The organism is Streptomyces sp. NPDC054961, assembly GCF_053609145.1.
Genome location: NZ_JBSGWY010000014.1, coordinates 42,166 through 56,896, shown reverse-complemented (window position 1 = coordinate 56,896; position 14,731 = coordinate 42,166). Strand labels below are relative to the sequence as shown.

The 14,731-nt window shown below is 72.6% G+C and carries 14 protein-coding genes and 1 pseudogene; 4 read left to right on the top strand and 11 right to left on the bottom strand.

Annotation, left to right across the window (positions count from 1 at the left end):
- Window positions 1-40 precede the first annotated feature (40 nt).
- Together ACWF9Z_RS15475 and ACWF9Z_RS15470 are read left to right on the top strand one after the other, a co-directional pair.
- Window positions 41-451, top strand: a complete 411-nt coding sequence (locus tag ACWF9Z_RS15475) for a hypothetical protein (RefSeq protein ID WP_453602318.1) — start codon at window positions 41-43, stop codon at window positions 449-451.
- A 77-nt stretch (window positions 452-528) separates the two neighbouring features.
- Window positions 529-990, top strand: a complete 462-nt coding sequence (locus tag ACWF9Z_RS15470; RefSeq protein WP_453602315.1) for an RICIN domain-containing protein — start codon at window positions 529-531, stop codon at window positions 988-990.
- Between the two features lie 287 nt (window positions 991-1,277).
- Here the strand turns inward: ACWF9Z_RS15470 and ACWF9Z_RS15465 are convergent, their stop codons facing one another.
- From ACWF9Z_RS15465 to ACWF9Z_RS15440, 6 genes are all read right to left on the bottom strand, one after another.
- Window positions 1,278-1,988 carry a hypothetical protein gene (locus ACWF9Z_RS15465; protein ID WP_453602313.1) on the bottom strand — a complete coding sequence of 237 codons (711 nt, stop codon included), beginning with the start codon at window positions 1,986-1,988 and terminating at the stop codon, window positions 1,278-1,280.
- A 30-nt stretch (window positions 1,989-2,018) separates the two neighbouring features.
- Window positions 2,019-2,795, bottom strand: coding sequence for a hypothetical protein (locus ACWF9Z_RS15460; RefSeq protein WP_453602310.1), 777 nt, complete (start codon window positions 2,793-2,795; stop codon window positions 2,019-2,021).
- A gap of 321 nt (window positions 2,796-3,116) precedes the next feature.
- A complete protein-coding gene (locus ACWF9Z_RS15455) occupies window positions 3,117-4,415 on the bottom strand; it encodes a hypothetical protein (RefSeq protein ID WP_453602307.1) in 1,299 nt (432 codons plus the stop codon).
- A 211-nt stretch (window positions 4,416-4,626) separates the two neighbouring features.
- Entirely contained in the window at window positions 4,627-4,863 is a 237-nt protein-coding gene (locus tag ACWF9Z_RS15450) for a pentapeptide repeat-containing protein (RefSeq protein WP_453602304.1), read from the bottom strand.
- A gap of 156 nt (window positions 4,864-5,019) precedes the next feature.
- Window positions 5,020-5,526 (bottom strand): hypothetical protein, encoded by a 507-nt coding sequence (locus ACWF9Z_RS15445; protein WP_453602301.1) that lies wholly within the window; start codon window positions 5,524-5,526, stop codon window positions 5,020-5,022.
- 56 nt (window positions 5,527-5,582) lie between these two features.
- Window positions 5,583-6,236 (bottom strand): TetR/AcrR family transcriptional regulator, encoded by a 654-nt coding sequence (locus ACWF9Z_RS15440; protein ID WP_453602298.1) that lies wholly within the window; start codon window positions 6,234-6,236, stop codon window positions 5,583-5,585.
- 62 nt (window positions 6,237-6,298) lie between these two features.
- On the opposite strand from ACWF9Z_RS15440, the gene ACWF9Z_RS15435 reads away from it, so the two are divergent.
- A complete protein-coding gene (locus ACWF9Z_RS15435) occupies window positions 6,299-7,942 on the top strand; it encodes an FAD-binding oxidoreductase (protein ID WP_453602296.1) in 1,644 nt (547 codons plus the stop codon).
- 95 nt (window positions 7,943-8,037) lie between these two features.
- The gene (locus tag ACWF9Z_RS15430; RefSeq protein WP_453602294.1) at window positions 8,038-8,430 is read left to right on the top strand and encodes a YciI family protein; all 393 of its coding nucleotides are present in this window, start codon (window positions 8,038-8,040) and stop codon (window positions 8,428-8,430) included.
- Between the two features lie 66 nt (window positions 8,431-8,496).
- Here the strand turns inward: ACWF9Z_RS15430 and ACWF9Z_RS15425 are convergent, their stop codons facing one another.
- The 5 genes and pseudogenes from ACWF9Z_RS15425 to ACWF9Z_RS15405 all read right to left on the bottom strand — a co-directional run.
- Window positions 8,497-8,799, bottom strand: a complete 303-nt coding sequence (locus ACWF9Z_RS15425) for a protealysin inhibitor emfourin (protein WP_453602291.1) — start codon at window positions 8,797-8,799, stop codon at window positions 8,497-8,499.
- A gap of 55 nt (window positions 8,800-8,854) precedes the next feature.
- Entirely contained in the window at window positions 8,855-10,069 is a 1,215-nt protein-coding gene (locus ACWF9Z_RS15420) for a M4 family metallopeptidase (protein ID WP_453602288.1), read from the bottom strand.
- A gap of 276 nt (window positions 10,070-10,345) precedes the next feature.
- Window positions 10,346-11,419 (bottom strand): trypsin-like serine peptidase, encoded by a 1,074-nt coding sequence (locus ACWF9Z_RS15415; RefSeq protein WP_453602285.1) that lies wholly within the window; start codon window positions 11,417-11,419, stop codon window positions 10,346-10,348.
- Window positions 11,420-11,449: 30 nt separating this feature from the next.
- Window positions 11,450-12,580, bottom strand: coding sequence for a trypsin-like peptidase domain-containing protein (locus ACWF9Z_RS15410; RefSeq protein ID WP_453602282.1), 1,131 nt, complete (start codon window positions 12,578-12,580; stop codon window positions 11,450-11,452).
- A 6-nt stretch (window positions 12,581-12,586) separates the two neighbouring features.
- Window positions 12,587-14,731: pseudogene (locus tag ACWF9Z_RS15405) on the bottom strand (hypothetical protein); the annotation flags it as partial.

The window sequence follows — 14,731 nt, the reverse complement described above, 5'->3', positions numbered from 1 at the left end:
AGCAGGTTCGCCTGTGCGTCGCAGCAAGGAGCCATGGGAAATGAAGAGGATCAGGGCCGCCGTTCTCGCGGCCGCCGTCCTGGCGGGTCTCGCCGTGACGGCCGCGCCCGCCCAGGCGGTGAGCCACTGCAACGGGAGTGGCGGCGCCGTCTACATCTGCGAGTACGGGGTGACCGTCCATCCCCTCCCCGACGGTACGAAGCAGCAGTTCCTGGTCGGCACCGACTCGGCGGTGTGGACCCGCTGGAACGACCGGCGCGGGAAGTGGACCGGCTGGCAGTCCATGGGCGGGGTCGTCTCCGGCCCGGTCGTCGTCATCGACCGCTGGAGCCAGGGCGACCCCTGGAAGTTCGCCCTGAGCGTCCCGACCCCCGACGGCTGGCGCTACGTCAACCTCCGCAGCCACGAAGGCAGCTGGAGCGGCTGGCGCCCCATGCCCGACCCCGACTGACCACACCGTGTGACCAGACCGACTGACCACACCGTGCACGTCCAGCGAAAACGATGAGCGAAGCGAAAAGAGTTCCGATGAAGACAAGAATGGGCGTGGCCGGAGTCCTGGCCGGCGCATGTGCGGGCATCATCATGGCGCCCTCCACGGCCGTCGCCGACACCCCTGCGAACAGCATCGGGCCCGGGATGATCCAGAACGTCCAGACCGCTCTCTGTCTCGACGGGGACAAGAGCGGAAACATCTATACGAAGGGCTGCAGTGTGGACAACCCGTATCAGCACTGGCGGCGCTTCAACGACGGGCGACTGCAGAGCGTCGCCACGGGACTGTGCCTCACCGCCGTCGACGCCGAATCCGTGCGCGGGGCCAGCTGCGGACGCCCGCAGGGCCAGACCTGGGCCAACACCTATCAGTGGGGCCCCAGCATGCTGCTCAACAACTACTACCTGAACGTCCTGGATTCGGATGCCAAGGGCAATGCCTACATGAAGGACCCCTCGCGGGGAAACCCGTACCAGGGATGGAAGATCCTCTGACCTGACGCGCCGTGCGGGCGGGCCTCGGCGCTGCCCCGCCCGCCACCCCCCCCCACGGCGGCCGGCCGGGGGGCACCCCGCCCCCCGCCCCCCCCCCCCCCGGCCCGGCCCCCCGGGCCGTACCCCCCGCCCGCGCGCTACCCCTCGCCGACGGCCCCAGCCCCCGCGCCTCCCACCCCCCCCCCCCCCCACTCCCGCCCTTCGGCCGGCCGGACGTGCTGCACCCGGCACCCGGCACCCGGCACCCGGTACCGGGCCGCCGGGTGGTTTCCCGCGCGCTCGGGCGTTCAGTCGCCGGCCGGCGGGGGTGAGACTCCGCCACAGGCGAGCACCGTGGTCGCCGTGGCATCGAGGAAGAGCATGAAGGTCCAGGACCGGTCCGCGGCGGTGATCTCGCCGGTCCGGACCGGCTCGTCCGCGGCGCCCTGGAGGACGCCCACGGTTTCCTCGAGGGCGAGCGTCCGCCGGCCACGCAGCCGGATGCGTCTCAGTCGCATGCCGTACGTGGATCCCAGGCGGCCCGCCGGGACCAGACCGTCCCCGACCGTGAAGTGGCCCCCGGCCAGCAGGGCCGCCCGGGCGGCACGGCAGGCGGTGCTGTCCTCGTCCAGCAGGGCCGCCAGCTCGCCGCGGGTCAGAGCGGCTCCCGGGTGATCCGTACTCCCGGTCGCCGTCGCGGCCACCACGTCGAGTCGTGCGCGGGCGAAGCGCCAGACCTGCTCGAAGGCGCCTTCGCGGATGTCGCAGGCTCCTTCGGCCTCGCCCCAGCCGTGGAAGCTGCCCTCCGCGAGCACGCCGTACTGCTGCTCGTACGCCCGCAGCGCCTCGAACGCGGCTCGATCCCTGAGCCGGAGGACCTCGGCCAGGGCTGCCGCGGTCACCGGCCGGTGATCGGAGCCGCGAAGGCCGACCTGGCGTCGAGCCCACCCCTCGTCGTCGAGTTCGAAGTACGACCAGAGGCCGTACTCGCTTTCGTGAATCCGGATCCACCGCGTCATGGTTCTATGATCACCTGCTCGCCGTCCGCCCTACGGCTCCCGCGGGCGCCCGCGCACTCTCCGGAGGATCTCCTCGCGGAGCCGCCTGCGATCCGGGTCCCTCCTGAAGCGCATGCCCTTCTGTTCCTCGACCGTTTCCGTCAGTCTCCCGGCCTGCTCGGCGTCGAGTCCGTCGATCATGTGCAGGGCGAGCCGCATGGCGTGGTACTGCTCGAAGGCGGTGCGCGGGTTCCTGATGGCGGCAAGGGTGGCCTCGAAGTTCCGCAGTTCGGGCCGGGCCTGCATCATCGCCAAGGCGGTGATGCGCTGCTCGTCCGTACCGTGCCGCAGCCAGCGCAGGACCTCGGCCGACTCGAAGGACTGCTCCTGTGCCAGGCGGCGCGCACGGGCGATCACCCCTTCCATGGCCCGGGTGCGCGGGGCACCGGTGCGCATCGAGCCGCGTACGGCGCGGTAGTCGGCCGCGATGGGCCCGGCGGCGTCCAGCATGGTTCTCGCCTCCGCACGCAGCTCACGAGCCGCGGTGATGTCTCCGCGGCGCTCGGACTCCTCCGCCAACGCGAACTTCTCCGCGGCGGCGGCCCGAATCTTCAGGGTGGCACCCCCGAACTCGAGGCTCTCGATGCGGCTGCCGAGGAGAGCGAGGAGAAGCAAGACGCCCCCGAACACGATCAGCGCCGCCGCACCGGTCCCGTTCTGGGTCACGAAGACCGCGAGTGCCCCCAGACCGAACGATCCCGCGCCCATGAGCGCCGTGAGCGAACGCAGGGCGGGCGTGAACCAGACGGTTGCGGCTCTCGTCCTCACAGGCCTCTCCGCTGGGTCTTGGGGAGCCGTGTCGATCGCGGCTTCCTGTGGATGTCGTCCAGGAACACGGCACCGGATCGGGCCGCCCGCCCGGCGGGTCCGCTCAGAGGTCCGCTCTCCCGACCCGTACACACCGGTCTCCTGACCCGGCCGTGCCCGGCCGTAATCGACGAGGACAGAGTGAACGGCCCGTCAGTCCGGAGGGCCCATTAGGCCAACCGCGGCATGCCGCGGACCATCGCCCGAACCGGTGACTCCTGGACGACCCGCCCCGCCCCGCCCCGCCGTGCCGGCGGTCGGCGGCAACGGGGCGGGCGGGGCTCAGCCGTGCAGGGCGCGGGGGCGCTGCGGTGAGGCCAGGGCCTCCAGCCGGGACCGCGTCAGTTCCAGGTAGTGCGGGTCCAGGGCGGGCAGAGCGCTCAGCAGACGGATCAGCTCGGGTCCGGACTCGAGGGCCGGGGCCCGTTCCTTGAGCTGGGTCCAGCAGTACAGGGCCCCGGCCGCCGCGGCCTGTACGTGCGGGTCCTCGGCGCCGTCACGGGCCAGGCGGGCCTGCCCGGCGCCGATCCACAGCCGGGTGGCCGGTCCGAAATCGCCCGCCATCCGGGCCAGATCGGCGCGGATCTCCGCCCACTGGATCGCCTCCACGGAGGTGTGCCCGAAGGCGCGCAGGACGTGCTCTTCCCAGGCCCGGGCGAGGGTGGCCGCCTCCCGATGGCGGCCGGAGGTGGCCAGCGCGTGGATGTGCGGCCGCGGATCCCCGCCCGGGGCCGGGGCGGCAGCGGAGGCGGAGGCGGCGGCAGCGGCAGCGGCAGCGGAGCCGAGGGCGGAGCCCGGGGCCGGCTGGTGCGGGTGCGGACGGGGCCGCTCCTGCCATTCCTGTGGTTGCTGTTGCTGTTGCTCTTGCTGTTGTTGGTGCTGTTCCGGGTGCGGGGCCGGGCGCAGGGCGAGTTCACGGGCGGTCGGCAGGACGAGGGCGCCCGGCGGCAGGGCCGCGGTACCCGCCGCCAGTGCGTGCAGCTGGACGTTGGCGGGCCGGACGGGACTGTGGCGGAGCTGGTCGATCCACTGCCGGGTGTAACCGCTCACCGCCCCGTCCCCCGTGGCGAACGCCGGCGGACGGACCACCCCGTACACCTCGGCGCACGCGGGAGCGGGCAGGCTGCCGTACTCCTGGAGCAGGGGCCAGGCGTCCTTGTCGGCGGCGAGGTCGAGGAGCACGGTGGTCAGCCCGGCGGGGCGTTCGCGCAGTTCGGTGCCCAGCCAGTCCCAGGGCAGCGCGGTGTAGCGGACGGTCGCCGACGTGGTCCCGGCCAGGGCCAGGTGCAGCCGGCGGCCCCGGCGGTCCACGGTGAGACGGCCCGACAGGTAGAGCAGCAGCGGGCCGGGCGTCGCGGCCGCCGTGCGCAGCCGTGCCAGGACGGTATTCGGGTCGCGGGCCCCGTCGAGGTACACGGTGTCGCTGGGGAGTTCACTGCCCAACAGCATCGAGGCCGACACCATCGCGAGCGCGGCGAGATTGGCACTGGGCGCGAGCTGTACCGTGCGTCGGCGCACGGAGGCGTCCCCGGCTATGAGGAGTACGTGCCCCCGCTGCTGTCCCGGTCCGTTGATGTGCATGAGCAGACGGTACTCACACCCGAGCACCTGGATGCGCACGCACCCTCAATCCTCCACCGGGGGAGGGCGGTCGGGCCCCGTAGGGCCGGCCGGGCGCCCCGGCCGAAGCCGGGCGCGCGGGGGAAGGGTGCGGGGCGCATGCTGCTCGCCGAGCGCGCAGCATGCGCATGCGCACGAGCCGGAGGGCTGGAGCGGGGGCGGTGAGGCCGTATCAGTTCCCGATGCCGGAAGTGCCGATGCCCGAGTTCCCGATGCCGTGGCTGCCGATGCCGGTGTTGGCGAAGCCCGCGTTGCCCAGACCCCAGTTGGCGATGCCGGCGTTCCCGGCGCCCGAGTTCCCGATGCCCGCGTTGCCCACGCCGTCGGCGCTGGCCACTCCGGCGCCGCAGAGAGCCAGAACCGCGGCGGCACTCAGTGCGGCCGCTACACGGAGAAGAGTTGAACGCATCTTGGCATACCTCCTACTTTGGGATGATTTGCCCCTCATCTTTAGCATGCCGTCCCGTCGAATACGGGGATCAAGGTCCGGAACGGCCGTGTCGTCCCGGTCCTCGTCCGGTGCCGACAGGCGGAGATCCGAGAGGGCGGCCCGGGTGCCGCCGCCTCAGGTGCGGAGCAGTGAGGCGTGGATCCGGGCGATGGCCCGCAGCACCTCGTCGCGGTTCTTGGCCTGCTGCATCCAGGCGGGCAGGCGGGCCACCACGGTCATCTTCCGGCCGTGGTCGTGCCAGGGGATCCCTTCGCGCAGCGGCGCCCGGACGAACCGTCCGATCAGGTCCAGGTGTTCCAGGTCGTACGCCCATACCCATCCGTGCCGGGTCTCGGTCTGCAGCCACAGGCGGAGGCCGAAGTAAGGGTCCGTGGCCGGTCCGTTCGGGTCCCGGTGCCAGGTCACCGCTCCACCGGTCCATTCCTTCGCCGTCCCGCAGTGCCGGCAGACGAGGCGCCGCGACGCGAAGGGTCCTCGGTCGTGCGCCGGGGCCGGATCCGGCGCCGTCCCGACCTGCGCGACCTTCGCGCAGCCGGGGCAGCGCACCAGGACGGACGCGAGGAAGTCGTACCGGGTGCTGCGCGGGTCCCGGAATCGATGGTGCGTGGACGGCGGACTCATGGGACCAGTATGCGAGCCGCGCGCCGAAGCCCGGCGCCGTGCCGGCCGCCCTGTGGTCAGACCCGCCGGGACGGCGGCGCGGGAACCGCCAGCGCGGCGAACACGCGCCGGATCCGCGTGACCATGTCCTCGGCGGTCTGCTCGGGATGACTGCGCCACCAGGCGACGGCGGCGCTCACGGCCCCGTACCACAGGTGCGTGACGAGGTCGGCGTCGAGCGGATCGTCCGCCGCGGCGGGGCCGAGGAACGCGGCCACGCCGACCGCGCCCATGCGGTTGAGTTCCCGCCGGTACACGACGGCGGCGCGATGGAGCTCCCCTTCGGCCGGCACGGTCGGGTCGTAGACGAGCCCCCAGTCGTGCAGGCGTCCTTCGAGGGCTCGGAAGACGGCCTCCAGCGTGCGCGAGGCGCGGGTGATGTCGGACGGTCCCGTCTGCGCGGCTTCGACGGCTGCCACGAGGCGGGACCCCGCCCGGTCGAGGCAGGCCAGGTAGAGGCCGTCCTTCGACGAGAAGTACTCGTAGATCATCGGCTTGGTGATTCCCGCCCGCGCCGCCAGGGCCGCCGTGGACCCGCGGGCGTAGCCCTTCGTGCCGAACTCCTCCGCTGCCGCGTCCAGGATCAGCTGTTCCCGGTCCTTGCGAGGCATCCCCTTGGTGCCCACGCGCCGGGGGACGGGGGTGGCGGGGACGCTCTCGTGCTTGCTCATGACCTCATCCTATGCCAATCTGACCGCCCAGTAACTTACCCAACGTTCAGATAGGTGGGGCAGTGAGCGGCAAGACGCGTTCGTGGTGGGGATGGGGAAACGTCGAGGACGCGGTAGCCGGCTCGGAGCGTCGAGAGCTCACCCGGCGCGTCGCGCAGATGCTTCCGGGCGCGGACCTGACCGTGCACGAGGCGCCGCCGATCGCGTCGTTCGACCTGCCCGCCAGCCGGGTCCAGGTGCCGCCGGCGCTGGCGGGATGCGCGTCGACGGCCGGGCCCGACCGGCTGTCGCACAGCCACGGGCAGGCATTTCGCGACGTGGCACGGGCGTTGCTGGGGAAGCTGCCCCACGTCCCGGACCTCGTCGTGCGGCCCACCTCCGAGGCCGATGTCGTACGGGTATTGGAGTGGTGCACGGACGCGAACATCGCCGTGATCCCCTTCGGGGGCGGTACCTCCGTCGTGGGAGGCGTCGAACCCCGTGTGGGTGACGGGTACTCCGGGGTGGTCAGCCTGGACCTGACCTCGATGAACCGGGTGCTCGAGGTCGACCCCACCAGCCGGGCCGCGCTCGTCCAGGCGGGCGTCCTGGGCCCGCATCTCGAGGAGCAGCTTCGCGCGCGGGGATTCACTCTGCGCTTCTTCCCCCAGTCCTTCGAGTTCTCCAGTCTCGGCGGGTGGCTGGCCACCCGCGCGGGCGGCCATTTCGCGACGCGGCTCACCCACATCGACGACCTCGCCGAATCGCTACGGGTGATCACCCCGGCCGGAGCCGTCGAGACGCGGCGGCTGCCGGGTTCCGGCGCCGGACCTTCCCCCGACCGGATGTTCCTCGGCTCCGAGGGCACGCTCGGCGTCATCACCCAGGCATGGGTCCGGCTCCAGGCCCGGCCCCGCTGGCGGGCCGGGGCCTCGGTGGCGTTCCCGCACTACGACGACGGCGTCCGGGCGGTACGCGCTCTGGCGCAGTCCGGACTCGACCCGGCGAACTGCAGGCTCCTGGACCCCATGGAGGCGCTGATCAACGCCGGCTCGTCGACGGCCGTCCTGGTGCTCGGGTTCGAGTCGGCCGACCACCCCGTCACGGCGCCGATGGAGCGAGCGCTGGAACTGTGCCGGGACCACGGGGGTGTCCTGTCGGGCCGGGTGCGCCATACCGACGGCGCCGACGCTCGCGCGCGCGGCGAAGTCGCGGACACCTGGCGCTCCTCCTTCCTCCGGATGCCGTACCAGCGGGACGCGCTCGCGGCCCAGGGCATGATCGTGGAGACGTTCGAGACCGCGTGCACCTGGGATCGGTTCGACCGGCTGCGCGCGGCGGTCGACGACGCGGCCCGGGACGCCATGCGACAGGTCGGCGCCGTCGGCGTGGTGACCTGCCGGTTCTCCCACGTCTATCCCGACGGCCCCGCCCCCTACTTCGGCATCTACGCCGCCGGAACCTGGGGCAGGACGGTGGAGCAGTGGGACGAGATCAAGGCAGCGGTCTCCGAGGCGCTCATCGGCTGCGGAGCCACCATCACCCACCATCACGCCGTGGGCCGTGACCACCGCCCGTGGTACGACCGGCAGCGCCCCGGCCTCTTCGCCGCCGCCCTCCAGGCCGGGAAGGCCGTACTCGACCCGGCGGGTGTCCTCAACCCCGGCGTGGTGATCGACCCCCTGCCCGGCCGACGGGGCGGCTCGGCGGCCCGAGGGAACCGGTGAGCACCGACGGGCACCGATGAGTTTCGGGGCGCCCGGCCGTCTGCCTTCTCGTAGGCTCGAGGAGCCCAGCAGCAGACCGGAAAGGGTGAGGGAACATGAAGTACATGATCCAGATGAACGTGCCGGCCGCCGAGTGGGACGCCATCATGTCGTCGTACTCCCCGCAGGACATGGAGGCGATGTTCGCCCACATGAACGCCCTCAACAGCGAGCTCACCGCCGCGGGGGAGTGGGTGGACGGGCAGGGTCTCGGCGGCCCCTCGCTGGTCAAGACGGTGCGGGCCGGAAGCGACGGACGACCGCGGGTGACCGACGGGCCGGCCCAGGCGGGGCACATCCTGGCCGGGTACTGGGTGGTCGACGTCAAGAGCGAGGACCGGGCCCTGGAGATCGCCGCACGGGCATCGGCGTGCCCCGGCCCCGGCGGGAAGCCCGGCAGCGACCCGGTCGAGGTACACCCGATTCCCGGTGACCCGACGGCGGCCTGACCGGCGGCGCGGCTCTGGCGTCGGACCGCTGGCATCGGACGGGTGGCCGACGACCTGCCCCCCGCGTCACTCCTGCTCGAAGTGGTTCCGGAGCCACGTGAGCAGCGCGGCGAACGCGGGGGTCATGGTGGCGTCCGACTGTGTGAGGACCGTCGAGCGGCCGCCGTCCTCCACCGTGATCGTGTAACTCATCGCGTCCCTGGCCCGGCCGGGCTGGTCCGCCCGGGGCGCCGTGCCGGCCCCCGCCACCAGCTGGGCCAGCTCCGCGGCGGCGTGCGCGGGCAGCGCGTCCGTGTCCAGCACCTCGGGCGCGCGGCGGAAGTTGACCGCCGCCGCCAGCCCGCCGTGTGCCGCGAGAGTCACCTTCATCGTGCGCGACTCCGTGAGGCTCGGCCGGGGAGCGGGCGGCGGCGCCCTCCGGTGGTCACCTGGAGGCCTTCAGCGCGTGCACGTCCTTGGCCAGCCCCGTCATCTTGGCGCTCAGTTCCCCGATCTGCCGGGTCAGGGCGGCCAGGTCGTCCTGTCGGCCCGCGCCACCGTGCCCGTTGGACGCGAGGCTCCGTGCCCGGACGATTCCGGTCGGGATGCCTCCGATGGGGACTTCCACCTCCTGCCACGCCGCCAGCACGGCCGACTGCTCGGCGCTCCCGACGCCGAAGAGTTCCCCGGCCTTCTGGTAGGTGGTGTGGGCGAAATCCTGGAACTGGACACCGGAGCCGGATGCTCTGAGCGCTTCGTACCAGATGTGCCCGGGGGCCTCCCAGGCGAATCCGCCGATGCCCACGGCCGTCAGGAAGAACGCTTTGTTCGGAATGCCGGAGTTGAAGTGCACCCCGCCGTTGTCCCCCTCCTCGGAGTCGGGCAGGTGGACGAACTTGCTCATGCGGTCGGGCTGGGGGTCCCTCCCGAACAGTGCGTTGTTGTACGCGTGCCCCGGGGCCTTCAGCGAGCGCAGGGCGTCGGCGTCGATGCCCGGGGTCCACACGTCAGCGCCGATCAGCCAGTCCGCCTCCTCGGCCGACTGCTTGAGCGACCACTGTTTGACCAAGGACCCGAAGACGTCCGAGACCGACTCGTTCAGGGCCCCGGACTGATTGTGGTACTCGAGTCCGGCGGTGTGCTCGGTGACTCCGTGCGTCAGCTCGTGGGCGATCACGTCGAGGGATCCGGTGAGGTTGCTGAGCTGTTTTCCGTCCCCGTCGCCGAAGACCATCTGCCGTCCGTCCCAGAACGCGTTGTTGAACTTCACACCGAAGTGGACGTACCCGTCCAGGCGCATCCCGCGGCCGTCGATCGAATCACGCTGGAACACCTCTCTGTAGAAATCGCGCGTCAGGCCGAGTCCGGCGAACGCCCGGTTCACGGACTCGTCCACCGACTCCGGTCCGTCTTCCGGCCTGGCCAGGACGGCGGCGGGGAGGTAACTCCCCTGCTCGCAGTCGAAGACGGTGCGCCGGCCGTTACCGGGGGCGGCCGCACCGTCGAAGGACGACCGGACCGCTCGCTCACCCCGCAGGCGGGCCGTGGTCAGCAAGGTGTCCAGGGCGGCCTGGCGCACCTCACCGTCCTCGCTCTCCAGGAGCCTCTTGAGAAGGTACGGGGGGACGATGCAGTTGAGTCGCGGCGAGGTCCTGCACATAGGACACCTCCGAGGAGAAGTGGACCGACGGTTGGGCATCCGGCGACGCGCGGAACGTCCGCGACGTCGGGCGTGGCCGGATGCGGCGCCGCGGGCCCTGCGAGAAGATCTCGCAGACAAGCGGCAGGTGCCCACGGGGCGGGGCGGCAGCGAAGGAGCGGTGGCGCCGGCGAGCTCCGTCTCCGGAGGTGGGGGCCACGCTGATACGACCAGTCTCCGGCCGTCCGTAGCACCTGGCAAACGCAACGCGAGCGGGTCGCCGGCTCCGGACACGCCCTAGACCCAGTTGACTTCCGCCCGCTTCAGCAGCGGGTCGTCCGTCAGCCGGAACAAGGGCACGGCGAAGTTGCCGGACCTGAACCGGCCGCCGAAGTGCAGGCCGAGCACCCGGTGATCGGCCAGGTCGAAGACCGGGGAGCCGCTGTTGCCGCCGAGCGTGGAGCAGTCGTGCGTCATGGTGAACCCGGGCCCCTCCGGGACCAGGGCCGTGACCGTGCCCGGCTGGAGCCGCTTCACGTTGTAGATGTCCATGAAGATGCGTCTCATGGCCTCCGGTTCGTTGCGACGGCCGTCGGCCGCCGGATAGCCGACCACGTACACGGGCCGGCCCGGCAGGTCCGGCGGAGCGTCGGCGGCGACCGGCAGGGGCGCCGGCAGCGGCGCGCCGCCGGCGGCCGTGGGGGACACGCGGAGCAGCGCCATGTCGACGTCCTGGTGGATGCCGATGACCTCGGTGACCTCGAACTCGAACGATCCGTCGGTCGCGGGCGCGCCGAGTTCCTCGGCGGTGTCGATGCGCGCGCCCATGCCCTGGCGGAAGGTGAACCCGCCCTCGCCGTCCGCCCGGCTGAACTCGGCCGCGACATGACGGTTGGTCATCACCGCGAACGGCGAGACCAGGAAGCCGGTGCCCAGCCAGTCCAGTTCGGCGTGGCCGGAGACCTCCACCCGGCCGACCCGCTCGATCGACTTCCGGATGCCCGGCCGCTGCCCGTCCAGCAGGGCCCAGTCGCCCGCCTGCGGGGCGAAGTCCTGGCCCTGGACCAGGATCGCCGGACGGCCCTCGAGCAGGACGATGGCCTCCACCCCGAAGTACTCGTCCTCGTCGACGTCGCCGGTGCGGCCCGCGGCGAGCTTCTCCAGCCCGCGTACGCCGGCCTCCAGCACCGTGGCCCGCTCCTCGCGGGCGGCGCGGCCGATCCGCGCGGCCGCCTCGTCCTCACGGGGAAGCTCCTCGTCGGATTCGAGGATCTCCGCGTTCAGCCCCTTGCGCACGCGTGCGGCCACCTCCAGCAAGTCCTCCCGGAAGACCTGCTCGGGCCCGGTCGCCACCGGTGATCCACCGCGCATCTCACACCTCCTGTGGTCGTGCCCGGCCCGTCAGCGTGACTGGGCCGCAGCGATCTCGTCGTGGATTTGAGGGCTGTGCTCCCGCAGGTGCCGCATGATGGCGCTCAGTTGGGTGCCGACGTTCACGAACGCCGTGCTCTTGCCCTGGAAGCTGACGTCCGAGACGCGGCGCGTGCCGCGGTGCAGGGCCACCACCGTCCAGTCGTCGGTCAGCACCGGCGAGCCGGAGGAGCCGCCCCGGGTGTCGGTGAAGTACCGCACGTCCCGGTCGTCCGCCTCGAAGGCGAGGTTGTTGCGCAGCGCGATGCGCTTCGGCTCCCCACCCGGGTGCTGAATGATGTTGAGCGCCACCGGAGTGTCCACGGTCACGGCCAGGGGTTCGGTGGCGACGCGGAGGAAGGGCCGGGGCGGCGCGCCGGCCAGGCGCAGCACGGCGTAGTCGAGCTCCTCGTCCCAGGCCACGAGTTCGCTCGCCCGCGCCTCCTCGACGTCCGCGTCGTCCTCGCTCAGGTAGTCGAACCGGGAGCGCGATCCCTGGGCCTGGAGCAGCAGGTCCGCCGGGTCCGCCACCTGCTGCTGGCCGTCGGTGCGCTTGCGGGCGTTGACCACGTGGTGGTTGGTGACGAGCAGGTCGGCGGAGATGAGCCAGCCCGTGCCGTTGTGGGGCAGCGCCAACGGCTGGAGCAGGGCGCCCCCCTGGTACGGCAGCACCTTGATGCGGGCGACCGCGGCGCCCGCCAGCTCTCCGCCGTTCAGGAAGCCGAAGGGCACCGTGTCGTCCCGGAAGACGATCTCTTCCTTGGTTTCCCCGGTGGGGACGTCGGGTGCCACGTCGGGCTCACCGGCCGCGTCGCGCGCCACCCGGTCCAGTGCCTTGAGGAACACGTCGCGGGCGGCGGCGTCCGTGAGCTGGTCGGAGGCGTTGCGGAGCCAGAGGGCCAGCGGCACGGTGCCGTCGATGAGCCGCTCCACCCGGTTCATCTCGTTGAGGTCCGAGTGGATCTGCTGGCCGGGCGCCGCGAGGAGCGGCAGCGAACCGCGGTACTTCGGGAGGATGCCCGCGAACAGCAGGCTCCGCAGCGCCGGGTCCGTCAGTCCTGCCTCGACCGCCGTGTCCCGCAGCAGTACGACGTCGTCCTGGGACAGATACGGGTCGCTCATGGTCGATCAGGCCGCTCTGTGGCCGTTCCCTTCGGCTGGGCCCTCTGCTGAGGGGTCCGCCCCGCCCTGCTCCGACAAGACCGGCCGCGCGCCCGTGGGCAGGTCCGGGCCGGGGGCGACGGCTCCGGCTCCCATCACCGCCGCCACTCCCGACACGAGCTCGCCGCTCCGGTCGTCGAAGGCCAGGAGGCGCCCGGCGAGCCGGTCGAGCGTCCCGAGCCGACGCGCCTCGCGCAGCATGCCCCGTACCCCCTGGTGGGTGGCCCCGGTCGTGACCCTCCGGTCCGGCGGGCCGGCGGAGTCCTCCAGGAGGCGGCGCAGCGAGGCCCGCAGCTCGGGCCGGTCGGCCACCACGCGGGCGATCGCGTCGCCGAGTACGTCCAGGACCTCGTCCTCGGTCTCGGGCAGGCCCACGACGTCCAGGGTGTGCTCCAGGATCCGCGGGTGGTCGTGCGAGACCTCGGCGGCCGCGGCGCGCACCAGGGCGGGCTGCCGGACGAGCTCCGCGTCGGACAGCCGCCGCAGTCGTTCGGCGAGCCTGCCCGAGACCTCCTGACCCTGTTCCTCGGTGCCCGACGCCAGCTGCGCGCGGGTCAGCAGGGCGCCCATCGCCTCGAAGTCCTTGCCCAGGCCCGTGGCGATCTCCTCGGCCTCGGCGAGGTCGTCGTCGGCCTCGTCCCCCTCGCCGTCCGCCTCGGCCAGCCGCGCCGAGAGCAGCAGCAGCTCCAGCTGCAGTCCGGGGAAGCCGTCCTGCTCGGCGCGGTCCACGGCCGCGTCGGCGGCGGCCCGGGCCTCGGTACGACGGCCCAGCCGGTCCAGGGTCTCGATCCACAGGGGGTGCAACGGGCTGCCCGAGGTCCACGGGCGGCGCCCCTCGAGCCGGGCCGCGGCCGCGTCGGTGTACCCCTGCGACAGCAGGTCCTCGACCTCGCGGGCCGTGATGCGCTCCCAGTCCTCCTGGTCCGCCTTCGCCATCACCTCGTCCGGGGTGTGGCCGCCGAAGCGCCCGGCGAGGTACGCGGCGGAGCGTCCCGCCATGTCCTGGTCCGCCCCGCCGAGGAACCGCTCGACACCGGGCAGCCAGCGCAGCTCCACCTCGCGCGGGCTCTCGTTCAACCGCAGCCGGTGGTAGATCTCCTCCGCCCGCGGCTCCAGACCGTCGCGTGCCGCGTAGTACGCGACGGCCCGCTGCCCGACCGCCCGCATCAGGTCCGCGCGGGCGCGGTCGGCCAGCCGCAGCATGACGGCCCGCAGATCGGCCCGGTGGCGCACGCTCCCCGGACCCGCGGATTCCACCAGGTCGAGCCGGGAGAACAGCTCGAAGAGGCGCTCCGCCTCCAGGTCGGAGTCCACGGCCAGTCCGCACGGCTCGGCGAGGACTTCCCGGATCAGTGAGGGGGTGACGGTCCGCAGCGCCATCGCGGCCTGGGCCAGGGCGCGGACGTCCTCGTCCCCGATGCGCCGGAGGATCCGTTCGTACAGGATCCCCTGGACGAGCATCTCGTCGACCTTGCGGAAGAAGTGCCGGCGGCGCCGGGGCAGGCTCTCGATCAGCTCGTTGAGCGACTCGGCGCGGTCGCCCTCCTGCTCGGCGGCCCGCGCCGCCAGCTTCAGGCTCAGGGGATTGCCGCCCACGCGGTCGGCGAGCTTCTCGGCGAGCCGTTCGTCGCTCACCCCGCAGCAGGCCAGCAGGGCCGTGGAGGCCTCGGGGTCGAGGTCGTTCAACTCGATCGTCAGGGGCTCCACCAACCGGGCCGGATGCTGCTTCAGCAGCCGCCCGGCGACGACGGTCCGCAGCCGCGGGTGCACCTTCTGGAGCGCCGACCAGACGCTCCACATGCGGCCGAGCTCCGGGGAACCGCGGTACTGGGCCTCCTCGAAGGAGTCGATCACGAGCACCAGGGGCGGCTGCTCCCTCGCGGGCACCCCCACCGCCCCGACGACGAGCGTCGCGAGCTGGGCCGCCAGCATGCCCTCGCGCGCGGCGGACAGGGCGTGCACGCCCGACTGGGAGAGCCGCGCCATCGTCGCCCGGGTGGTGGCGAGCTCGAAGAGGGGGGGGGGCCGGGGGGCGCGGAAACACACGACAGGGTGGGGGGGGACGTGGCGGGGCGCGGGGCGGGAGTACGGCGGCCCGATGGCGGCAGCCCG